Source organism: Pseudomonas sp. H3_A02, from assembly GCF_054671965.1.
This window is the reverse complement of sequence record NZ_CP162807.1, coordinates 3935354-3957445: the sequence shown is the minus strand read 5'-3', so window position 1 is coordinate 3957445 and position 22092 is coordinate 3935354. Positions and strand designations below refer to the sequence as shown.

General features: G+C 61.6%; 17 protein-coding genes. 14 read left to right on the top strand and 3 right to left on the bottom strand.

Annotated elements, in window-relative coordinates:
* Position 1 precedes the first annotated feature (1 nt).
* Positions 2-1651: a cyclic peptide export ABC transporter gene (locus AB4N80_RS17725; protein ID WP_122565678.1), complete on the top strand. Its 1650-nt coding sequence runs from the start codon at positions 2-4 to the stop codon at positions 1649-1651.
* Positions 1652-1820: 169 nt separating this feature from the next.
* On the opposite strand, the gene fhuF is transcribed toward AB4N80_RS17725, so the two are convergent.
* Positions 1821-2504, bottom strand: coding sequence for a siderophore-iron reductase FhuF (gene fhuF / locus AB4N80_RS17720; RefSeq protein ID WP_305467308.1), 684 nt, complete (start codon positions 2502-2504; stop codon positions 1821-1823).
* A gap of 198 nt (positions 2505-2702) precedes the next feature.
* Here fhuF and AB4N80_RS17715 point away from each other — a divergent pair, with 198 nt between their 5' ends.
* The 4 genes from AB4N80_RS17715 (at position 2703) to AB4N80_RS17700 (ending at position 8360) form a co-directional block, all read left to right on the top strand.
* Positions 2703-4406, top strand: coding sequence for an ABC transporter ATP-binding protein/permease (locus AB4N80_RS17715; protein WP_122565680.1), 1704 nt, complete (start codon positions 2703-2705; stop codon positions 4404-4406).
* 326 nt (positions 4407-4732) lie between these two features.
* The gene (locus AB4N80_RS17710; RefSeq protein WP_122565681.1) at positions 4733-6595 is read left to right on the top strand and encodes an ATP-binding protein; all 1863 of its coding nucleotides are present in this window, start codon (positions 4733-4735) and stop codon (positions 6593-6595) included.
* Positions 6596-6678: 83 nt separating this feature from the next.
* Positions 6679-7911, top strand: coding sequence for a porin (locus AB4N80_RS17705; RefSeq protein ID WP_305467313.1), 1233 nt, complete (start codon positions 6679-6681; stop codon positions 7909-7911).
* A 41-nt stretch (positions 7912-7952) separates the two neighbouring features.
* Complete coding sequence (locus AB4N80_RS17700) at positions 7953-8360, top strand: type 2 periplasmic-binding domain-containing protein (protein ID WP_305467314.1); 408 nt, start codon at positions 7953-7955, stop codon at positions 8358-8360.
* A 33-nt stretch (positions 8361-8393) separates the two neighbouring features.
* Here AB4N80_RS17700 and AB4N80_RS17695 read toward each other — a convergent pair whose 3' ends face one another.
* On the bottom strand, positions 8394-10766 hold the full coding sequence (locus AB4N80_RS17695) for an EAL domain-containing protein (protein ID WP_122565684.1): 2373 nt from the start codon (positions 10764-10766) through the stop codon (positions 8394-8396).
* A gap of 355 nt (positions 10767-11121) precedes the next feature.
* On the opposite strand from AB4N80_RS17695, the gene AB4N80_RS17690 reads away from it, so the two are divergent.
* The 4 genes from AB4N80_RS17690 (at position 11122) to AB4N80_RS17675 (ending at position 15014) form a co-directional block, all read left to right on the top strand.
* On the top strand, positions 11122-12132 hold the full coding sequence (locus AB4N80_RS17690; protein WP_122565685.1) for a response regulator: 1011 nt from the start codon (positions 11122-11124) through the stop codon (positions 12130-12132).
* A 3-nt stretch (positions 12133-12135) separates the two neighbouring features.
* Entirely contained in the window at positions 12136-13095 is a 960-nt protein-coding gene (locus AB4N80_RS17685; RefSeq protein WP_305467318.1) for a sensor domain-containing diguanylate cyclase, read from the top strand.
* 17 nt (positions 13096-13112) lie between these two features.
* Positions 13113-13643 carry a cupin domain-containing protein gene (locus AB4N80_RS17680; protein ID WP_122565687.1) on the top strand — a complete coding sequence of 177 codons (531 nt, stop codon included), beginning with the start codon at positions 13113-13115 and terminating at the stop codon, positions 13641-13643.
* A 144-nt stretch (positions 13644-13787) separates the two neighbouring features.
* Positions 13788-15014, top strand: a complete 1227-nt coding sequence (locus AB4N80_RS17675; protein WP_122565688.1) for a zinc-dependent alcohol dehydrogenase — start codon at positions 13788-13790, stop codon at positions 15012-15014.
* A 285-nt stretch (positions 15015-15299) separates the two neighbouring features.
* On the opposite strand, the gene treA is transcribed toward AB4N80_RS17675, so the two are convergent.
* The gene (gene treA, locus AB4N80_RS17670) at positions 15300-16928 is read right to left on the bottom strand and encodes an alpha,alpha-trehalase TreA (protein ID WP_122565867.1); all 1629 of its coding nucleotides are present in this window, start codon (positions 16926-16928) and stop codon (positions 15300-15302) included.
* Between the two features lie 304 nt (positions 16929-17232).
* Here treA and AB4N80_RS17665 point away from each other — a divergent pair, with 304 nt between their 5' ends.
* The 5 genes from AB4N80_RS17665 to AB4N80_RS17645 all read left to right on the top strand — a co-directional run bounded on the left by AB4N80_RS17665 (position 17233) and on the right by AB4N80_RS17645 (position 21959).
* A complete protein-coding gene (locus AB4N80_RS17665; protein ID WP_122565690.1) occupies positions 17233-18243 on the top strand; it encodes a zinc-binding alcohol dehydrogenase family protein in 1011 nt (336 codons plus the stop codon).
* Between the two features lie 17 nt (positions 18244-18260).
* A complete protein-coding gene (locus tag AB4N80_RS17660) occupies positions 18261-19787 on the top strand; it encodes a UxaA family hydrolase (RefSeq protein ID WP_460078095.1) in 1527 nt (508 codons plus the stop codon).
* Between the two features lie 162 nt (positions 19788-19949).
* Complete coding sequence (locus AB4N80_RS17655; RefSeq protein ID WP_122565692.1) at positions 19950-20663, top strand: FadR/GntR family transcriptional regulator; 714 nt, start codon at positions 19950-19952, stop codon at positions 20661-20663.
* Between the two features lie 396 nt (positions 20664-21059).
* A complete protein-coding gene (locus AB4N80_RS17650) occupies positions 21060-21578 on the top strand; it encodes a cysteine hydrolase family protein (RefSeq protein ID WP_460078094.1) in 519 nt (172 codons plus the stop codon).
* A 60-nt stretch (positions 21579-21638) separates the two neighbouring features.
* Positions 21639-21959, top strand: a complete 321-nt coding sequence (locus AB4N80_RS17645; RefSeq protein WP_305467323.1) for an isochorismate lyase — start codon at positions 21639-21641, stop codon at positions 21957-21959.
* Positions 21960-22092: the final 133 nt, after the last annotated feature.

Below are 22092 nucleotides of genomic sequence, written 5' to 3'. Positions count from 1 at the left end.
AATGGATCTGTTGTTACTCATGGCTAAACGCTCCTGGCGGGCACTGCTGGTGGCGACCCTCACGGGTCTGACCTGCGGCCTCGCGGCGGCCGGCCTGATCGCCAACATCAACCACAGCCTGGAGGTGTTCGATAAGCTGCGCCCGGTGGATGGCCTGCTCTTCGCCGGCCTGGTGGTGTTGGTCGCGGTGTCGCGGATCATCTCCGACATCAGCCTGCTGCGCCTGGGCCAGGCCGCGGTCAACGACATGCGCCTGCACCTGAGCGCCAAGCTGATCGACACGCCCTACGCGCAATTGCAGCGCCTGGGCAAGCATCGCCTGCTCGCGATGCTCACCGACGATACGCAGACCATCAGCCAGGCGGTGGAGTTGGTGCCGATCCTGCTGGTCAACGTCGGGATCATCACCGCATGCCTCGCTTACCTGGGCTGGCTCAGCCTGCCACTGCTGGGCCTGACGCTGCTGCTGATCGCCTTGGGCAGCCTGAGCTTCCACTGGCCGCAACGCCGGGCACTGACCTCGATCTCCCGCGCTCGCGAGCTCAAGGACCAGTTGTTCAATCAATACCGCCTGCTCACCGATGGCAGCAAGGAGCTGCAACTCAACCATCCCCGCCGACAGCACTTCTTCACCCGCCTGCTGATACCGGTGAGCCAGCAATACCGCCGCGATTTTGTACGGGGCATGAGCATCTACGCCCTGGTATTGAACTGGGGCAATGCTGTGTTCTACATGCTGATCGGTGTGGTGCTGTTCGCCGCGCCGCATTTCATCGACTTGAGCGCGAGCCTGGTCACCGGCTATATCCTGGCGATCCTCTACATGATCACGCCGTTGTCGGAGCTGATGCACGCCTTGCCGACCCTCGGCCGGGCCAGTGTGGCCCTGAACAAGATCCGCGCCCTGGAAGGCGAGATGCAAACCGCCGACGAGACCCGCGACACCATTTCGCCGACCCAGGTGCGCAGCCTGGTGTGCCGCCATGTCACCCACACCTACTACCGCGAGCGCGAGGACGGGCATTTCACCCTGGGCCCCATCGACCTCACCCTCAATGCCGGCGAAGTGGTGTTCATCACCGGCGGCAACGGCAGCGGCAAGACCACCCTGGCCTTGTTGCTGACCGGCCTGTACCGGCCGGAAAGCGGTGAGATCATGCTTGACGAGCAGGTGTCCTCGAGCAACGACAACCACCATTACCGGCAGCACTTCTCGGCGATCTTCACCGACTTCTGCCTGTTCGAGAACCTGTTCGATGGCGACGATCCGCACTTGGTGAAGCAGGCGCAGGACTACCTGGTCCACCTGCAACTGGACCATAAGGTGCAAATCGAGGAAGGCAAGCTGACCACGCTGGCGCTGTCCACCGGGCAACGCAAGCGCCTGGCGCTGCTCAGTGCCTATCTGGATGATCGTCCCTGCTACCTGTTCGATGAATGGGCCGCCGACCAGGACCCGGTGTTCAAGCACTTTTTCTACACTCGGATCCTGCCGGACCTGCGCGAGCGCGGCAAATTGCTGATCGTCATCTCCCATGACGATGCCTACTTCGGCCTGGCCGACCGGTTGATCCGCATCGAACAGGGCAAGCTCAGCGAAGTCGCCCCGCAGGCTGATGCGATGCCCGTGGCCGAAATGCTGTCCACTTGAGAATGCGCCCATAATGCCAGGGCAACCCCAGCCCCATTGTGGGAGCGAGCTTGCTCGCGATGGCGTCGACACATTCAGCATTGATGCAAGCTGAGCCACAGCTATCGCGAGCAAGCTCGCTCCCACGGGGACTGGCTGTTGCCAGAAAAGGCCCTACCCGCGCTCAAGCCTACTCATAGATGTAATGCAGATAGCTCACCTGCTCCGCCACCGGCAGGCGGTGCAGCTTGGGGCAGGATTCGCAGAGCACCGGCGGTTGACCTTCGACCGGCTCGTGCAGTTGATAATGCAGGCAGCAATGCCGACGCAAAGGCAAGCAGGGGCAAATCTGCGGCGCCGGTGACTCGACCATGCGTTGCAGGCCCCGCAGCTTCAAGCGGCCGTTGTTCACGGTGACCGGCTCCAGCCACTGGTGCGCCTCGGCGAAGCCGTCCCTGGACAGGTCCGGGTCCATCCTGGCGAAGGCACCGTCCCAAATGGCGACGAAATTGCCCCACAGTATTTTCGGGGCCAGGCCACCGGCGGCGGCCAATGTGCCGAACAGGGGCGCCAAGTGCTCGTGGACCAGCCGCGACCAATAGGCCCCGCGGTCATCCGCATCCAAGGCCGACAGCCCGGCGGCCAGGCCCAACGCCGACGGTTGGCCGTCGTCGTGCAACAGCAGCGCGTCCTCGCCCCAGAACTCGATGGCGCAATGACGCGTCAACACGCAGGCCAGGGTGGCCGGCAGGACAATACTCATGTAGTTCATCGACCACTGCGACACCACGGCGGCGCGGTTCACCCCCGGGTAACGCAGGGCGAATCGGGCCAGCAAGGGTTGCAGCGCGGCAGGATCGGCAAGCTGGCTCAACGCGATGGAAGGCTGGTCGCCAGGTGCCTGCCGGATGACCCGCTGTATCGGCGGCCAGGCCTGGTTAAGCCATTCTGGAAATTCGATAACGGGCTCCCGTGGCTTTCCCTAATTAATGCAAACGATTAGCATTGGCTGATCCTATCCTCCCTCCCCTGCAAACTCAACGTCGTTAGCGACCAGGCTCACCAAGACCCCATGCACACACTTCGCAATTTCTGGCGTCTCGCGCGGCCCTTCTGGGCTTCCGAAGAAAAGTACCCGGCCTTGTTGCTGCTGTTGGCCACCGTGCTGATGACCCTGTGCCTGGTCGGTGTCAACATCCTCACCAATTTCTGGAACCTGCACTTCTATAACGCCTTGCAGGCCTTGGACTACCACGGTTTCCTGATCGGCAGCCTGCAGTTCATCCTGCTGCAGATCGGCACGGCCGCCTTTACCGTGGGTGCGTTTCACTTTCAGCAAAAGCTGACCATCCGTTGGCGGCGCTGGGCGACCCGCAACATGCTCGATCAGTGGCTGGACAGCCAGCGCTACCAGAAGCTGAAACTGACCGAAACCGACGTCGACAATCCCGATCAGCGGATCGCCGAGGACATCGACCTGTTTATCGTCAAGTCGCTGAAGTTGAGCCTGGGCCTGTTGACGTCAGTGGTGTCGCTGTTTTCCTTCCTGCATATCCTCTGGCAGGCCTCCAGCCTCGTCAGCGTGCCGTTCAACGAGGAGTCGATCGTCATTCCTGGGCTGCTGGTTTGGGTCGCCCTGGTGTATGCACTCCTGGGCACCGGCCTGGCCTTCTGGCTGGGACGAGCACTGCCCAGCCTCAATTTCATGCAACAGCGGCGTGAAGCGGATTTTCGTTTCTCGCTTATCCGTCTGCGGGAGAACGCTGACTCAGTGGCTCAATACCGCGGCGAAGTCGTGGAGAACGAACGCTTCAACCATCGGCTCGACGCAGCGCTGGAGAACTTCTGGGCGCTGGTGAAAAAACAGAAGTTGATCATGGGTTACTCGACCTTCTATTTGCGCAGCGCAACGGTCATCCCGATGTTCATCATGGCGCCACAGTTTTTTGCCGGCGCCTTTCCCCTCGGCCGCCTGACACAGATAAGCGCGGCCTTCGGCGAAGTGCACGCGGCCATCGCCTACCTGGTGAGCGTGTTTCCGGAACTGTCGGAATGGAAGTCGGTGATCGACCGTTTGGTTGGTTTCCAGGAGCGCCTGGACAATGTCGAGGTCACGTCCCAGGTCCGCCACCAGCAGCAGGCCCACGGCCTTGACATCAAGGACCTGGACATCTGGCTGCCCAACGGCCGGCCGTTGTTCAAAGGCTTCAACCTCTCACTCAAGCCCGGTGACAGCCTGATGATCAGCGCGCCATCCGGCTACGGCAAGTCGACGCTGATCCGCACGATTACCGGGCTTTGGCATCACGCGCGCGGTTCGAGCAGCTATGACCGTGAGCACGCCCTGACACTGTCGCAAAAACCCTACCTGCCGCTGGGCAGCCTGCGCGAAGCGCTCTGGTACCCCAACCCAGCCCGTCCCGAAGAGGATGCCGCGCTGCGCCAGGTGATGGAGCAAGTCGGCCTGCAACACCTGGCCAATCAGTTGGAGCAGGAGCGGGACTGGGCGCAGACCCTCAGCGTCGGCGAACAGCAACGCTGTGCGTTCGTCAGGGCCTTGCTGGCCCGGCCCACGGTGCTGTTCCTCGATGAGAGCAGCTCGGCGCTGGATGCGGCAAACGAAGCGCGCTGCTATCAGCTGCTCAGGCAAACGCTGCCGGACACGATCCTGATCAGCGTCGGCCACAGCGCCTCCCTGGAGCACTTCCACTGGCAAGTCCTTGAGCTGAAGGACGAGGCGCAGTGGGTGCAGCGCAAGGTCAAGCAAGCGGTGTGAGCCCCGATAACGCAAACACTGAATAACCTGTGGCGAGGGAGTTGTGGGAGCAAGGCTTGCCCGCGATGAATGCGACGCGGTCCTCCTGAAGTCGCGTCGCGGGCATCGCGGGCAAGCCTTGCTCCCACAAAATCCCCTCGCCACAAAAGTCTCCCGTGCTCCCATCAATCGGGGCGCCATTCGTTCATTGGCATGCAGAGTTTGTGGTCTATAGTTCCTGACAGATCCCAGGATCTTTCGCTCGAGCCCTCAGGAGCTACACCCCCTCGAGCCGTACCGTGTCGGATGCCCACCAGCCTTCGGTCGAACCATGCAGGGAGCACACCATGCCGATCCAGCGGCCTGAGACATTGAGGTTGGCCCCTGGCACTGCTCATTGTGCAGAGGCCGATGGCGCCACCGAAGCCGGCGTGCTTCGGCGCGCCTTCGGCCAGGCCAAGGAAGCCTACATCCTGTTCCCGCTGCTGGCCGCTCTGCTGTTGCTGGCCATCTGGAGCGCTACCCTCTACCTGATCAAGGTCGAACACCTTCGCGCGCAGCAGAGCGCCGCGAGGGCCAGCCTGGAAATGGGCGCCACCTACGAAGCGCAAATGTTGCGTGCCATCCATGAAATCGATCAGACCCTTAAGCTGGTCAAATACACCTACGAGACCGAGGGCGAACCCAATCCCCTGCGTCGGCTCCAGGAGCGGGCCTTGTTGCCGCCGGCCTTGGTGTTTGACGTCAGTGTGGTCAATCCGGACGGCCGGCTCGTGGCGAGTACGCGGGTCAACGACCGAGAGAACATCGCTGACCTGGATGAGCAGCAAACGCTGCGGCGCAGCGACTCGTTGTCCATCAGTCACCCGTGGAAGAGCCCGGTCACCGGAGAATGGCGCTTGCGCTTCAGCCGACGACTCGACGCTGTGGATGGCAGGCTTTCCGGGATCGCCAGGGTCGAGGTCGATGCGGCCTATTTCGTCAGCAGCTACGACGCCTCGAAACTCGGCGAACAGGGGGCGCTCGGACTGCTGGGCACGGACGGCCTCTTCCGCGTACGGCGCACCGGAGAAACGGTACTGGCCGGCGATACGGTCGATTACACGGCCGTGGTGCCGGACGCTGAAAACACCGCGGCGGTGCTCTCGGTCAATGCATGGGACGGTGTGCGGCGCTACACCAGTGCCCGCCAGCTCTACGACTTTCCACTGGCGGTGATCGTCGGGTTGTCCGAGGAGGAGCAACTGGCCGCGGTGAACCAGCAAGCGCGTACCTACCTCTGGCGCGCCGCGGGCGGCAGCCTGCTGCTGGTGTTGCTGGTGGGCGTGCTCGCCCGGATGAGCTGGCAACTGGCGCAAAGCCGTTTGCGCGCCGCCGAAGCCCAGGCCCAACTGGCCGCCGCCGCCCGTCAGGCCGGCATGGCCGAAATCGCCACCAACGTCCTGCACAACGTGGGCAATGTGCTTAACAGCGTGAATATCTCCGCCGACCTGGTCACCCGCAAACTGCGCACCAGCAAGGCCTTGGGGCTCGGCAAGGCGGTGCAAATGATGAACGAGCACGCCGATGACCTCGGCGACTTCATCGCCCACGACGAGAAAGGCAAGCTGCTGCCCGGCTACCTGAACCAGCTGGTGGACGCGCTTGCGGTCGAGCAACAGAGCATGACCGAAGAACTCGGCCAACTGAGCAAAAGCGTCGATCACATCAAGGAAATCGTCGCCGCCCAGCAATCTTACGCAGGCCCATCCAGCCTTGCCGAAACCGTGCAGGTCAAGGAATTGATCGAGGATGCCCTACGCATGAACGCTGGCATCATCGCGGCGCATCGGATCACCGTGGTGCGGGACCTGGCCGAAACGCCCTTGCTGCAACTGGACAAGCACCGGGTGCTGCTGATCCTGATCAACCTGATAAAAAACGCCAGCAGGGCGATGGGTGATCGGCCGGAGCTTACCCCCCAGATCATCCTTCAGAGCGAGATCCCCCAAGCAGACACCCTGGTCATCAAGGTCATCGACAACGGCGAAGGCATAGCGCCCGAGAACCTGACGCGGATCTTTGCCCACGGCTTTACCACGCGCAAGGACGGCCATGGTTTTGGCCTGCACAGCTGCGTCCTGGCGGCCATGGAGATGGGCGGCTCGCTGGAGGCCCACAGCGACGGCCCGGGAACGGGCGCGACCTTTACGCTCAAACTGGCAATCTAGAGTGCGTGGTAAACGCGCAGCTTCAGCCAACGTTACAAGGAACAGACGAATGGCGATCCACGCAACGAGGTTACCTTGACCCCATGGTGAAAAAGCCCAAGACCTTGGCCCTGGTAGTCGTGACGCTGTACGCCGGCGGCGCCAATGCTGACGCGGCCGACATGTTCTCGCTAAGCAGTTTCGGCACGGTGGGGATTGTCCATTCCAGCGAGAAGAAAGCCGACTTCACCTCCAGTATCTTCAAGCCCAACGGCGCCGGGCATTCGCGCAACTGGAGCGCCGACGTCGACAGCCTGATAGGCGCGCAACTGACCGCCACCTTCACCCCACAGCTTTCAGCCGTGGTGCAGGTCATTTCCGAACAGCGCTACGACAACAGTTACCGGCCCTTCGTCGAGTGGGCCAACATCAAGTACCAGTTCACCCCGGATTTAAACGCCCGTATTGGCCGTACCGTGTTGCCGACGTTCCTGGTCTCCGACACCCGCAAAGTGGGCTACACACTGCCCTGGGTGCGCGCGCCCATGGAGGTCTACAGCCTGATGCCGATTTCCAGCAGCGACGGCATCGATGGCAGCTACCGGTTTCGTGTCGATGCAATCACCAACACCGTGCAGGCGCACTACGGCCAGAACGACACCCGTCAACCCGACGGTGCAGGCAAGGTTTTGACGAGAAATCTCTGGGGTGTCACCAACACCACCGAGTTCGACGTTCTCACCACACGAATCACCTACATGAAAGCCGACCTGACCCTGGAACAGTTCAACTCACTCTTCGACACGTTCAGGGCGTTCGGTCCGGAGGGCATCGCCATCGCCGATCGTTACGACTCCGATGACACCCCCGTCGACTTCATCGGCGTGGGCGCCAGCTACGATCCGGGTGACTGGTTCGTCATGAGTGAATGGGGCCGTCTCGACAGCCGTTCCGGCCTGGGCAGGACCAGCGCCTGGTACATCAGCGGCGGGTACCGCATCGAAGCGTTCACCCCCTATGTCACCTACGCGCGCTCCAGGACCGAAACAGAAGTCTCCAGCCCGGGCCTGACGATAGCGGCCTTGCCTCCGGCCCTGGCGGGCACGGCCGCCGAACTCAACGGTGCGCTCAACAGCGTCCTGGGCTCGAACGAAGGCCAGCAGACCCTTTCCCTTGGCATGCGCTGGGATTTCACCAAGAACATGGACGCCAAAGTGCAATTCGATCACACACGTTTCAAGGGCAACTCGGTCGGTCCGTTGATCAATCCCCAACCGGACTTCAGGTCGGGGGGCTCGCTCAACGTCATCAGCCTGGCTGTGGATTTTGTCTTCTGATGGAGCAGGCCATGTGGGTTGTGAGACTCATCGGATTCGCGATGGCTGGGCTCGCCCTGAGCACCACCAGCGTTGCCGTCAAGGCCGAGGTGGTGGTGGTCGTCGCCACGTCCAGCCCGGTGAAGACACTCGCGCGCAATCAGGTGGCGGATATTTTCCTGGGCAAGGCCAGTCGTTTTCCCGGCGGCGGACAGGCGATTCCCATTGACCAGACAGAAGATTCACCGACCCGTGATGAGTTCTACACAACGTTCACCGGCAAGTCCGCAGCCCAGCTCAAGGCGCATTGGTCGAAGATCATCTTCACCGGCCGGGGCCAGCCGCCGCAGGCGGTTTCAAGCGGGGCGGAGGTCAAGAAACGTATTGCAGAGAACCCCGACACCATCGGCTATATCGAGGCACGGGAGCTGGACGGCAGCGTCAGGGCACTGCCGCTTGAGTCGCAATGAGTACGAGGCTTTACGTATCAACGGGGCTTTACTTTACGTGCCGAGCCCCGTGTCAGCCGCCTGGGCTTGCAGCAACAGCTTGAACTGATCGGCGGGCACCGGTTTGTTGAAGTAGAAACCCTGGAACTCATCACAGGCGTTGTCCCGCAGGAAATCGGCCTGTTCCTTGGTTTCCACGCCTTGGGCCACCACGGTCAGGCTGAGGGTCCGGCCCATCGCGATGATGGCCTCGGTCAGGGCTTTGTCTTCCGACACGCTGCTGGTATCGCAGATACACGAGCGGTCGATCTTGATGACATCCAGCGGAAACTGCTCGAGCGCGGAGAGCGACGAATAACCGATCCCGAAATCATCGATGGCGATGCGGACCTGCAAGCGCTTGAGCCCGGTCAACACACTCAACGCCCTTTTTACGTCCTGCATGAGCAGGCTCTCGGCGATCTCCAGTTCCAACAGGCGCGCATCCATGCCGGTTTCGGCCAGTATCTCGGCCAAGTCCGTCAGCAGGTTCTCATCGGCAAACTGCCGTGCCGTGAGGTTCACGGCGACGCCCAGGTGCGGCAGCCCTTGTCGTTGCCAGACAACGTTTTGCTGGCAGGCAGTCTTGAGCACCCACTTGCCGATCGGCACGATCAAACCGGTCTCTTCCGCCACCGGGATGAATTGCATGGGTGCCACAATCCCCAGGTCGGGATGATTCCAGCGCAGGAGCGCTTCCGTGCCGGTGATCTGGCCACTGCGAATGTCCCGCTTGGCCTGGTAATGCAACTGGAACTCGTGGCGCTCCAGGGCGTGGCGCAAGCTCAGTTCCAGCGTCAGCCGTTCCAGTGAGTCCGCGTTCAGCTTCGCGGAGTAAAACTGGAAGTTGTTCTTGCCACGTTGCTTGGCCTGGTACATCGCGATATCGGCGTTTTTCGTGAGTGTCTGCTCGTCCAGGCCATCCTGTGGAAACACGCTGATGCCGACGCTGGCGGTCACCCGGAACTCCTGGCCCTGGAGGTTGAAAGGCCGGGCAATGGAGGTCAGGATTTTCTGCGCAGTGGTCGCCACGTCGTTGTCCTGCGACAACTCCGGCAGCAAGATCACGAATTCGTCGCCGCCCAATCGGGCCACCGTATCGCTGCCGCGCAGACACGCCTCAAGGCGCAGCGCCACCTCCTTGAGCAGTTGATCGCCAGCATCGTGCCCCAGCGTATCGTTGACTTGCTTGAAGCGGTCGAGGTCAAGGAACAGCACCGCCAGTTGCCGATCGTAACGGCTGGCCTCGCTGATACTCTGGCTCAACAACTTGCTGAACAGGCTGCGATTGGGCAACGCCGTCAGGCCGTCGTGATAGGCCAGGTACTCGACACTTTGCGCGTAGGCAATTTTCGCTGCGCCGGCACGCAAGCGGCTTTGCGCCAGTTGCCAGCTCATCCGGGCGAGCAACCCCGCCAGCAACACCAGCACCAGGCTGCCGCCCGCGGCGCGCCAGAGGTAGGTACGCGCTTGCTGGTTCACCGCGGCCAGTTGCTCCTCCTCGGACAACCCGACGATCACCGCCAGTGGAAAGTCGTAGAGCTGGCGGGCACTGGTGTAGCGCCGCACACCGTCCCCTGCATCGATCGCGCGTACGGCTTCGGTGTTTTCCGTGTCCGGTACCACGGTGGCGTAATCGATCGAGTCACCGGCCGATACGTCCTCCCCGCTGCGCCGTGCCCGGAAGATGCCGTCAACTCCCAACAGGCCGAGCAAGCCGTGATTGCCGAGTTTCGAGGCGTCATAACTGCTGACGAAATAGGCCGCATCGACCTCGACCATGGCGATCCCGGCGGACGCGCCATCGCCCCCATCGAGCCGTCGGCTGAACCGCAACTTCCACTCCCCCGTCACCGGGCTTTTCCACGGGCGACTGATCGACAGCGCCGTGTCCGGCCCTAGTGTCTGCAGCTCATCCTTGGCCATTTGGCTTCCGGCTTCGTTCGGCTGGGTACTGGCGACGACCCGGCCGCTGGCGTCTACCACGCTGACGTCAAACAAGTAAGGCGAAGGCAGCAAGGCGCGTGCCTTGAGCTTGGGCAGCGGGTTGGGCTCGCGCTCGGACTCGTAGGCGTATTTGACCAGCTTGAGGGTCTGATCGATTTCACGCATCGCCCGCAGGATCTGCGCTTCGTAGGTGGCGCCGATTTCCAGGCTCGCCTCAGCGATCTCCTGCTGCGCGCGGACCTGTTCGACCTTGATCAGGTACAAGGTGCCAGCCCAGATGACCAGCAACAGCAGAACGGCCAGCAGCGGAAACAGGATGTAGGCTTCCCTGGCCTGGTCGAAGCCGCGCCCAAGCAAATTGTTCGTCCCATCGGCCAGGGCGTTTTCACGATGAACGATACCCGGGGTCGACGTCATTACACTCGCCCGTTGGATCGCCATGGTCTGCTCCCTGCATTGTCCACTGCTGACGGCCTGCGGGTATCCGATGCAGCTACGGCGCGGGCGTGCGTCGTCCCTGATCGCCGGCACGGAAGGATTCCGGGTCTGCTGAAAACTATAGACCACAAACCGTGCCTGCCACGCCAATCGCACGCCGACCGTGGCTTTGCGTGGGGTGTGAGTGACGAAGTGCAGTTGACGGCCCTGACTTATTGGTCCAGTTTTTAATACAACCGTGCCCTGCAATTCTCGGACAGGACGCTAAGCTTGATAAACCCGGTTGTTAATCAAAGGGTCCTTGCAAGGCTATGAATGACGTACGCAGTAGCGCCTCCTCCCCTGCCGTTGAATGTCGATGGACATCCCTGTGTCGTTGATTCCCCTGGTGGTATGTGACGACTCCAACATGGCGCGCAAACAGGTGTTGCGGGCCCTGCCGGCAGACTGGCCGGTCTCGGTCACCGAGGCGGTCAACGGACGCCAGGCCATGGACGCCATACGCCAGGGCCTGGGGCATGTGGTGTTGCTGGACCTGACCATGCCGGAAATGGATGGCTACCAGGTGTTGAGCGCCTTGCGCGACGAGGGATTGAAGGCGCAGGTCATCGTGATTTCCGGTGACGTCCAGGATGAGGCGGTGCGCCGCGTGCTTGAGCTGGGCGCGCTGGCGTTCCTGAAAAAACCGTTCGACGAAAACGATTTGCGCCAGACACTGGCGCGGCTGGGGCTCCTGGCCCAGCCCGGTCAGGTGCCGGTCCAGAATCGTTCGACCACGAACACGGCCATCGGTTTTCACGATGTGTTCCGCGAGACGGTCAACGTGGCCATCGGTCGGGCGGCGGCGCTGATTGCCAAGGTCTTGGGGGTCTTTGTGCAGTTGCCGGTGCCGAACGTGAACCTCCTTGAGGTCGGTGAGTTGCACATGGCACTGAACGACGTCGGCAGCTCCCAGCAACTCACCGCAATTTGCCAGGGCTTTATCGGCAGCGGCATTGCTGGCGAAGCCCTGCTGATCTTTCACGACTCGGAAGTCGCCGACATCGCGCAATTGATGCAGCGCCAGAGCGCCGACTATTCGGACCTGGAGATGTTGCTGGACCTTTCCAGCGTCTTGATCGGCGCGTGCCTGAGCAGCATTGCCGAACAGATCGACGTGGTGTTTTCCCAGGGCCACCCGCAGATTCTCGGCCAGCACGCGGCTATCGAGGAACTGATCCGGGACAACAGCAAGCACTGGAAAAAGACCTTGGCGGTGGAAATCAGCTACAGCCTGGAAGGGCACGATATTCGTTTCGACCTGTTGCTGCTGTTCACGGAGGACTCCATCGAACGGTTGACCCACAAACTCGCCTACCTGATGAACTGAGCCATGAGTGAATCCATCGATCTGAACGAATTCCACTGGTTGCTGGCCATCGTTCAGAGCATCGACGTCGGCGTGGTGGTGCTCGACCGCGAGTACCGCGTGCAAGTCTGGAACACCTTCATGGAGAACCGCTCCGGGGTGCAACCCAAGGACGCCCACAACCAGCATTTTTTCAGCCTGTTCCCTGAAATCGATCACCAATGGTTCAGCCGCAAGGTGGAAAGCGTCGCGACCCTGGGCACGCCCGCGTTCACGGTCTGGGAGCAGCGCCCGTACTTGATGCGCTTCAAGAGTTACCAGCCGATCACCGGCCAGGAGGCGTTCATGTACCAGAACACCACGCTGCTGCCGCTGCGCTCGCCCGACAACACCATCAAGCACATCTGCCTGGTGATCTATGACGTCACCGACGTCGCCACCAACCGGCATCAGCTCCAGGCCGCCAACGCACAGCTGCAGCAACTCTCCAGCACCGATCGGCTGACGGGGCTGTACAACCGCGGTCATTGGGAGAGCAACCTGAAAGCCGCCTACGCCCGGCACCAGCGCTACGGTCATGCGTTGAGCCTGGTGATGCTCGATATCGACCATTTCAAGCGGGTCAACGACACCTACGGTCACCAGGCCGGCGACAAGGTCATCGAGCACGTCGCCAGGCTGCTGCACGAGCATGTGCGCGAGTCCGACGTGGCCGGGCGTTATGGCGGTGAAGAGTTCGGCGTGGTGCTCTCGGACACCGACAAGGCCGGCGCACAGATTTTCGCCGAGCGCCTGCGCAAGGCTGTCGAAGCGCTGCAAGTGCAGTTCAACGACCAGACTATCCGCTTCACCGTCAGCCTGGGCGTGGCCGACCTGAGCCAGCCCTCGAACGACCACGCCGACCTGATCGCCAGGGCCGACCAGGCGCTGTATACGTCGAAGAAGACCGGGCGCAATCGGGTGACGGTGTACGAGCAGGTTTAGCCTGCGGAGATTGTTCGATGAGCACATTTAACGCAAGATCGGATTCCGTGCAGGCTCTGATATTGGAGCGCAACGACTGGGTCCCCAACAACCCGCGCCTGCCCGTGCTCGTCTACCCCGGCGCCATCGCCGTTCGAGACGGCGATGCGGCGGCGTTGATCGAAGAGACTTTTCGCGCCAATGGTTGGCCCCCGCAATGGCGCTATGGGATTTACAGCTACCACCACTACCATACCGAAGGTCATGAGGTACTGGGCGTCGCCAGTGGCCAGGCGCGCTTGATGATTGGCGGGCCGCAGGGACATGTCCTCGAGGTGAAAGCCGGTGACGTATTGCTGCTCCCCGCCGGTACAGGCCACTGCAACCTGCACGCCAGCGAGAATTTCCTGGTAGTCGGCGCCTACCCTCCCGGTCAACAAGCCGACATCTGCCGCGAAGCACCGAACGAAGCCCAACTGGCGAAGATCGCCACCCTGCCATTTCCCGAGAGGGATCCGGTGCAGGGGCGCGAGGGAGCTGTCGTCCGGTATTGGACAAGCCGACGATAGGACACAGGCAGCGCTACCGGACCCCGTCCAAGAGTACCCTCGCGACACAGAACGACCGCTAGTCCCACGCCCCATCATCTCTCTGAACTTCCGTCCAGAATTGCCCCTCTGCCCTTTACCCACTATCAAGAGAGGCAGGACGTCATGAGAGCACTCACCTATCACGGTGCCCACAGTGTGAAAGTCGATACGGTCGCCGACCCCGTCCTGGTGGACAGCGACGACATCATTCTGCGCGTTACGGCAACGGCGATTTGCGGTTCCGACCTGCACCTCTATCGCGGGAAAATCCCCGCCGTCGAGCACGGCGATATCTTCGGACATGAGTTCATGGGGATCGTCGAGGAAACGGGTTCAGCGGTGACCGCAGTGCAACCCGGCGATCGTGTGGTGATTCCGTTCGTGATCGCCTGCGGCAGCTGTTTTTTCTGCCAGATGGATCTGTTTGCCGCCTGTGAAACCACCAACACCGGGCGTGGCGCGATCCTGAACAAGAAGGCCATCCCACCGGGCGCGGCGCTTTTCGGTTTCAGCCACCTGTACGGCGGCATACCGGGCGGCCAAGCCGAGTACGTACGTGTTCCAAAGGCCAACACCGGGCCGTTCAAGGTGCCGGGAACCCTGTCGGACGAAAAGGTACTGTTCCTCTCGGACATCTTGCCGACCGCGTTTCAAGCGGTCACCAACACCGGGATCGGCAAGGGTTCGAGTATCGCGATCTACGGCGCAGGGCCCGTCGGTCTGTTGAGTGCCGCTTGCGCGCGGATGTTGGGCGCCGACCAGATCTTCATGGTCGATCATCATCCCTATCGCCTGGCCTACGCGCAGCAAACCTACGGCGTGATACCAATCAACTTCGATGAAGACGACGACCCTGCAGACACGATCATTCGTCAGACCAGAGGCATGCGCGGCGTGGACGGTGTGGTCGATGCGGTGGGTTTCGAGGCCAAGGGCAGCACCACCGAAACGGTGCTGGCCACGCTCAAGCTCGAAGGCAGCAGCGGCAAGGCGCTGCGCCAATGCATTGCGGCAGTCAGGCGCGGCGGTGTGGTGAGCGTGCCGGGGGTGTATGCCGGCTTCATCCACGGCTTCCTGTTCGGCGATGCGTTCGACAAAGGCCTGACCTTCAAGATGGGCCAGACTCACGTACAGCGTTATCTGCCCGAACTGCTTGGCCATATCGAGACCGGTCGCTTGTCCCCTGAGGTGATCATCAGCCACCGGATGTCGCTGGAGCAGGCCGCCGAGGGCTACAAGCTTTTCGACAAGAAGCAGGAGGATTGCAGGAAGGTCATTTTGACGCCAGGCAGCCCGCACGTGGTGTTGCCGGAGGGTGATGTTCCGAATGGTGCGATGGCGCTTACTTGAGACTTGGCGGGTTCATTGTGGTGAAGGGAGCTCATGGGCTGCTGAGCAGCCCGGCGGGAGCAAGCTCCCTCGCCACGGTTTCAGTCTGAGGCCTAGTGGTGGGTGGAGTTCACCTGCGTGGGAACGATCAAAGAGCTCTCCATTCGGGTGATGGCGAGATTGAATGCAAACCTCAAATCCTGTGGGAGCGAGCTTGCTCCGATAGCGGCGGTTCAGCAGCATTGAGGGCGACTGACACGCCGCCATCGCGAGCAAGCTCGCTGCCACAGGGGATGTATGTTGCATTCACTCACTCACAAGGGCTGGGGACGTTCCGCCATATTTACCCAACAGTTTGAGCGTCACCCCATTCGTCCAGCCGAAGCCGTCCTGCAATTCATATTCGCCACCTCCCCCGCCGTCGCCGCGTCCGGACAGGTCGTATTTCTCCACCAACTTGTTTTCCTTGCGGTAGAGGTTCTCGACTTGCTGCAAGAAGCGACTGCCAATCTGCTGCGCCAGCGCCTTTTGCTGGTAGCGGTCCAGCCCTTCCACCGCGATCCATTGCAGCGGTGCCCAGCCGTTGGGTTCGTCCCACTGCTGGCCATTGCTGACCTGGGTGGTGGCGAGACCGCCGGCACGCAACAGGCCGTCACGGACCGCATCGGCGGTGCGATTGGCATGCTCGGTGGTGGCTAGGCCGGTGTACAGCGGGAAAAGCGTCGCGGCCGTGAGCTGTTGGCGTTGCTGGTTGCGCTGCCAGTCGTAGTCCACATAGAAACCTTTGTCGGCATTCCACAAATGCTGCTCGATGGCCCGCTGGCGCCGTTCGGCGCGCCGGCCGTAAGCCTGGACGCAGGGGCTGTTCTGCACCGTCTCGCAGGCTTTGGCGATGGTGTGTTCCAGATGATAGATCAGGCTATTGAGGTCCACGGGCACGATGGCCGTGGTGCGAATGCTCGCCAGGTGCTGGCCATCGTCCAGCCAGCGCGAGCTGAAGTCCCAGCCGCTTTCGGCGCCGGCGCGCAGGTCACGCCAGACCTCCTCCTTGGGCCGCTCCGGCGCCTGTTCGGCGGTGCTGACATCTTGCAGCCAGGATTCCTGCCGCGGCGTCGGGCTGGCATCCCAGTAGCGGTTGAGCACACTGCCATCGGCGAGTTTGACCACGTGCCGATCGGCCGCACCGGGCTTGAGTGCCTGGGCGCCCTCCATCCAATAGGCATACTCCTTCTGCAACTGTGGCAGGTATCGCCCATACGCCTGGTCACCTTCGATGCGCGCCTGCAACTCCACCATATGGGCAAAGAACGGTGGCTGCGACCGGCTCAGGTAGTAGGTTCGATTGCCGTTGGGAATGTGGCCGTAGGTATCGATCATGTAGGCAAAGTTATCGGTCATCTGGCGGACCTGGGCCTTATCGCCGCTCTGCTCAAGCCCCAGCATGGTGAAATACGAATCCCAGTAGTACATCTCGCGAAAGCGTCCGCCGGGCACCACATAAGGCTGTGGCAAGGGCAGCAAACTGCTGTAGGCCGGCACCTGGCTGTAGGACCGACTCAGTACCGGCCAGAGGCTGTCGATGTGTTCCTTGATCGGAGCACCGGGCTTGGGTGCCGGGCTTTCGGCTTCGCCGGATTCAATGAAATTGCCTTTCACGAAGGCCTTGATATCGAAACCGTCGCGGCCACGTTGGACCAGGTAATCGGCGCGGATCTGCGCCGGATCACGGTTGGGCAATGCGTCCACGAAATGCTTCTGGTCGGTGAACATTTGCCCACGCTGCACCGCTTCAAAGAGCTCGGGGTAGGCCTGGTCGGGGGGGAGATTGGCTCGCCCTTGGGCGTCGGCGTAGCTCCATGTCGCGGGCGGTTGGCTTGAGCACGCCACGCACAGCAGCGTGGCAAAGGAGAGGCTGGCGAGATCGATAGGTCGCATCAGAGGATCCATCCTGTTTTTCGTTCCTGACAAACGAGTGACCCGTCGGGATGGACCTGGGTTCACTAAATGATGCAGTGCCGGGCGGCGCCCAGGCCACACACTGGTCAGTCCAATCTTTATTTTTTATTAATTGGTCTTGCCAATATTTTTCTTGGCCTGTAGTTTCGGACCCAGGTCATGGGTGCAGGTCACCGCTCGCCTACAACAAAAAAGAGAGCCCCGGTCCCGGCAGCCGCACGCTCACAACCCTCCTCCCGCCTGCAGGCAGCCACTGTCCGTAGGCCAGCCAAGGAGCATCGCCATGCTGACAGTCATCTGTAACGAACCCGGCTCGCTCACCGCCATCGAACGTGAACACCCCCTCAGGAAACCGGGAGAGATCCTGATCCGGGTCAAGCGCGTCGGGGTCTGCGGCACCGACCTGCATATCTTCACCGGCAATCAACCGTACCTCGAATATCCGCGGGTCATGGGCCACGAGTTCTCCGGCGTCGTGGAGGACACCGACGAAGCCAGCGACCTGGCTGTCGGCGATGTCGTCTATGTGATGCCGTACCTGTCCTGCGGGACTTGTATCGCCTGCCGTCAGGGCAAGACCAACTGCTGCACCCGTATCCAGGTATTGGGGGTTCACTGCGACGGCGCTTTCACCCAATACCTGAGCATTCCCCATGCGTTCGTGCACAAAGCCGTGGGGATTTCCCTGGACCAGGCTGCGATGATCGAATTCCTCTCGATCGGTGCTCACGCGGTGCGGCGCTCGAACATCCAGGCGCAGAAACACGCCCTGGTGGTCGGCACCGGCCCAATCGGCATGGCGGCGGCGATCTTCGCCAGCCTGCGCGGTGCGAAAGTCACCGTCCTGGATACCCGCGAGGATCGCCTGTCGTTCTGCAAGGCACACCTGGATATCCACGCGGCGGTGCACATCGGCGAAGGCGACAAGCAAGCCCTGGCCGAACTGACCGAAGGAGATTTTTTCGACGTGGTGTTCGACGCCACCGGTAATGCCCGGGCCATGGAGCGTGGGTTCGAGTTCATCGCCCACGGCGGCACCTATGTGATGATCTCGGTGGTTCGGGACTCCATCACCTTCTCCGACCCTGAATTCCACAAGCGCGAAGCCACGTTGATGGGCAGCCGCAACGCCACCCAGGAAGACTTCCGGCACGTCGAGCAATGTTTGCGCGACGGCTTGATTCCGGATGCAGCCCTGAACACCCACCGACTGACACTGGTCGACGTGCCCCATTCGTTCGCCACCTTGCTCGACCCCAAGCAAGGTGTCGTCAAGGCAATCATCGAGTGCTAGGCATCAGAGGACGCCCCATGAACCCGCCTTCTTCTTTGCTTGTTCTAACACCCGGCGATGACGTCGCAGTGGCCCGAGGCGATATCGCCGAAGGTCAGCCAGTGAGTGCCGACGGCATCAGCCTGATCGCCCGGCAGGCGGTTCCGTCCGGCCACAAGATCGCCCTGCGCCCGGTGTTGGCCGGCCAGCCGGTGCTCAAGTACGGGCAGACCATCGGCCAGGCAACCCAGGCCATCGAGCCTGGCGATCACGTCCACGTGCACAACCTGGACATGCCAACCAGCACGGCTGAACACCGCGTACGGAACGTTTATGTCCCAACGTCGTTGAGCAAGCAGCCCGCGACCTTCGAAGGTTACGTCCGCGACGATGGACGCGTCGGCACACGCAATTACATCGGGGTCATTTCCAGCGTCAACTGCTCGGCAACCGTCTGCAAGCAGATCGCCAACGCCTTTTCCGCCGAGCGCTTGAAAGACTTCCCCAACGTCGACGGCGTCGTTGCGATCACCCATGGCAGCGGCTGTGGCATGGGCGCCCAGGGTGAAGGCATCGACATCCTCAAGCGAACCCTGCGCGGCTATGCCGATCACGCCAATTTCGCCGGTGTGCTGTTGATCGGCCTGGGGTGCGAGGTCAATCAACTCACCCCGTTGATGAATGAACTGGGGGATCGCCCTGCGGCGCTCAAGGCCAGCCTGGTCATTCAGGACGAAGGCGGCACTCGCGACGCCGTGCGACGTGGCATCGCCCACATAGAAGCGATGCTGCCCCTCATCAACCAATGCCAGCGGACGACCGTTGCCGCCAGTCACTTATGCGTCGGTTTGCAATGCGGCGGCTCGGATGGCTACTCCGGCATCACGGCCAATCCGGCACTCGGCGCGGCCGTGGACCTGCTGGTGCAACAGGGCGGCACGGCGATCCTTTCGGAAACCCCGGAAATCTATGGGGCCGAACACTTGCTGACGGCCCGCGCCGCGTCTACTGACATCGCAGCAAAATTGATGGCGCGCATCCACTGGTGGGAAGCCTACGTCCGCCACAACGACGGTGACATGAACAACAACCCTTCTCCGGGCAACAAGGCCGGGGGCATCACCACCATACTGGAAAAATCCCTGGGCGCCGTGGCGAAAGCCGGTGCGACCGGGCTGATGGGCGTTTACCAATACGCTGAAGCGGTCGATGCCCGGGGCCTGGTGTTCATGGACACCCCCGGCTACGACCCGGTGTCGGCCACCGGCCAGGTGGCGGGTGGCGCGAACCTGATCTGCTTCACCACGGGCCGCGGCTCGACCTACGGGTGCAAGCCCACGCCCTCGTTGAAAATCGCCACCAATACCCGGCTGTTTCAACGCATGGAGCTGGACATGGACTTCAACGCCGGCGGCATTGTCGACAGCCTGGAATCGGTGGCCCAAGCGGGTGAGCGGCTATTCCGACTGATGCTCGCGACCGCATCCGGGCATCGCACCTGCAGCGAGGAAAACGGCTTGGGCGATAACGAGTTCCTACCTTGGCAGATCGGCGCGGTCATGTGAATGGCGAAGTCATTGCGCCGTTCTCTGTGGGAGCGGGCTTGCTCGCGAAGGCAGTGGGTCAACTTGCATCAATGCTGAATGTACCGCCGCTTTCGCGAGCAAGCCCGCTCCCACCTCAGCCGCTATGGTAGCCTTTGCGCACTCTCCGATGGACTTCCACCCATGGTCTCACCGATCAACGCAGCTGAACGCAAGCCCTACCAGAAAATCGCCGATCAACTGCGCAACTACATCGCCCAGGGGGATTTCAAAGCAGGCTCCAGGCTTCCTCCCGAGCGCGACTTGACCCAACTGTTGGGGGTTTCCAGGCCGTCGCTTCGCGAGGCGCTGATCGCCCTGGAAATAGACGGCGACATCGAGATCAAGATGGGCTCCGGCGTGTATGTGCGAGCCCGCTCCAAGGACGGAAAAACCCCGAGCATGACTTTGGGCGAGAGCCCTTCGGAACTGATGCAGGCGCGTGCGCTGATCGAAGGCGAGTCGGTGATCCTGGCGTGTCTGCATGGCAAGAAAAGCGACTACCGCTACCTGCAGGACTGCATCGATGCCATGCGCGCGAGCATCGCCAACGGCCTGCCTCCGCTGGAGGATGACCGTAAATTCCATCAGCGCCTGGCCAAGATGAGCGGCAACTGCGCCCTGGTGCGGATCATCACTGCCCTGTTCGATGAACGACACAACCCGATTTCGGCTCACCTGAGCAAACACTCGGAGAACGCCCTGACGTGGGAAGCTGCGGTCGTCGAACATGAGGCGATTCTGCGCGCTGTAGCCCAAAAGGATGTACTCGGCGCCCAAACCTCGATGCGCCAGCATCTGAGCCGTTCGGAGAACCGCTGGCTGCAAGCGCTGGAGCCGGAAGATATGGACGACTAGACCTGCGGTTCTGAGATTTTGGTTGACTGATCAAATGCCATCGCGAGCAAGCTCGCTCCCACAGTTTGATCGGTGGCGCGGCTCGATTTGCGGGCCAGCCCAAGCCACCTGTGGGAGCGAGCTTGCTCGCGATGGCGGCAGCACAGCCAACCTCTCTGCAAGCTGAACCACCGCTTTCACAAGCAAGCTCCCACACTTGCCAAACCCGATGGAGTGCCGATATTGTCAGCACCATGAATCGCCCAATGATTACCTCGACCACCACAACCACGACCGCCCAGGCGGGTCGTGAGGTGTCGTGAGCGCATAAACCCACGAATCTCAAAGGCCCGCCAGTGATGGTAAGGGCCTTTTCTTTTGCCCTTGCGTCGCTGGCCCACACGCAAGGAAAGCACGATGCACGCACTGTTGATTCTCGATATGCAAGTTGGGTTGTTTCACGGCCCGGATAAACCCTGGGCAGGTGAAGCACTGCTGGATAGGTTAAATAACCTGTTGACCAAGGCTCGTAGCGCTGGTGCCCCTATCTTCCTGGCTCGCCATGTCGGTCCGCCTGGCTCGCCTATCGAACCGGGAAGTCCATTGGTACAACTGCTGCCGGAACTGCGGCTAACAGGCGATGAGGTAATCTTCGAAAAAAACCGCCCCAATGCGTTTGCCATGACGGATCTGGTCGAGCAACTGAAGGCCCGTGGCGCCGAGGGCGTGGTTATCGCAGGCATGAAAACCCAGTATTGTGTCGACAGCACGTGCCGCGCCGCCCGGGACCTGGGCTTCGATGCCGTGCTGATCGCCGATGGGCATACGTGCGCCGACACGCCGGACGTGAAGGCGCCAGTGATCATCGCCCATCACAACGCAACGCTGGCCGGCCCCTTTTGCCGGGTCGTTCGTGCCGAGGATTGGCATTTTTAACCCCCATCAACACATCGGCCCAGGCTGGGCCGATGTACTCAAACCAATGGAGTGATCTACATGGAAGTCTGCAATCGGCTGCAACCCTCGGAGTGCGCCAACATGGAGGACATCCGAGGCGAAATCGACGCCCTCGACCAGGCGGTCATCAAACTGCTGGGCAAGCGTTTTCAATACGTACTCGCGGCCTCGAAGTTCAAGACCTCGGCCACCTCGGTACGGGCGCCAGAGCGTTTCAAGGCCATGCTGACGACACGACGAGAATGGGCCGAGGCCGAGGGCCTGAGCCCGGATGCCATCGAAAAGATGTACAGCGACCTCGTGAATCATTTCATTGCCGAAGAGATGAAACACTGGACGGCCCGGCAATCCGACACCTGATCGTCACCTCTCTGGGGGTCGAGAGGATTTAGCAAAACGTCGCACCGCCACGTGGGGTTGCAAGGCAGCCCCAAACCGGCCACCCGCTTCGCCAAACACACCGCATCCCTCTACTGTGATCGGTACATAAAAC

Bases quoted from the DNA above. Each gene is read 5' to 3' on its own strand.
- AB4N80_RS17675 (WP_122565688.1), top strand. From the start codon at position 13,788: ATGAGAGCACTCACCTATCACGGTGCCCACAGTGTGAAAGTCGATACG.
- AB4N80_RS17665 (WP_122565690.1), top strand. From the start codon at position 17,233: ATGCTGACAGTCATCTGTAACGAACCCGGCTCGCTCACCGCCATCGAA.
- AB4N80_RS17650 (WP_460078094.1), top strand. From the start codon at position 21,060: ATGCACGCACTGTTGATTCTCGATATGCAAGTTGGGTTGTTTCACGGC.
- AB4N80_RS17715 (WP_122565680.1), top strand. From the start codon at position 2,703: ATGCACACACTTCGCAATTTCTGGCGTCTCGCGCGGCCCTTCTGGGCT.
- treA (WP_122565867.1), bottom strand. From the start codon at position 16,928: ATGCGACCTATCGATCTCGCCAGCCTCTCCTTTGCCACGCTGCTGTGC.
- AB4N80_RS17690 (WP_122565685.1), top strand. From the start codon at position 11,122: ATGGACATCCCTGTGTCGTTGATTCCCCTGGTGGTATGTGACGACTCC.
- AB4N80_RS17685 (WP_305467318.1), top strand. From the start codon at position 12,136: ATGAGTGAATCCATCGATCTGAACGAATTCCACTGGTTGCTGGCCATC.
- AB4N80_RS17655 (WP_122565692.1), top strand. From the start codon at position 19,950: ATGGTCTCACCGATCAACGCAGCTGAACGCAAGCCCTACCAGAAAATC.
- AB4N80_RS17705 (WP_305467313.1), top strand. From the start codon at position 6,679: ATGGTGAAAAAGCCCAAGACCTTGGCCCTGGTAGTCGTGACGCTGTAC.
- AB4N80_RS17660 (WP_460078095.1), top strand. From the start codon at position 18,261: ATGAACCCGCCTTCTTCTTTGCTTGTTCTAACACCCGGCGATGACGTC.
- AB4N80_RS17710 (WP_122565681.1), top strand. From the start codon at position 4,733: ATGCCGATCCAGCGGCCTGAGACATTGAGGTTGGCCCCTGGCACTGCT.
- AB4N80_RS17725 (WP_122565678.1), top strand. From the start codon at position 2: ATGGATCTGTTGTTACTCATGGCTAAACGCTCCTGGCGGGCACTGCTG.
- AB4N80_RS17700 (WP_305467314.1), top strand. From the start codon at position 7,953: ATGGCTGGGCTCGCCCTGAGCACCACCAGCGTTGCCGTCAAGGCCGAG.
- AB4N80_RS17645 (WP_305467323.1), top strand. From the start codon at position 21,639: ATGGAAGTCTGCAATCGGCTGCAACCCTCGGAGTGCGCCAACATGGAG.
- AB4N80_RS17680 (WP_122565687.1), top strand. From the start codon at position 13,113: ATGAGCACATTTAACGCAAGATCGGATTCCGTGCAGGCTCTGATATTG.
- AB4N80_RS17695 (WP_122565684.1), bottom strand. From the start codon at position 10,766: ATGGCGATCCAACGGGCGAGTGTAATGACGTCGACCCCGGGTATCGTT.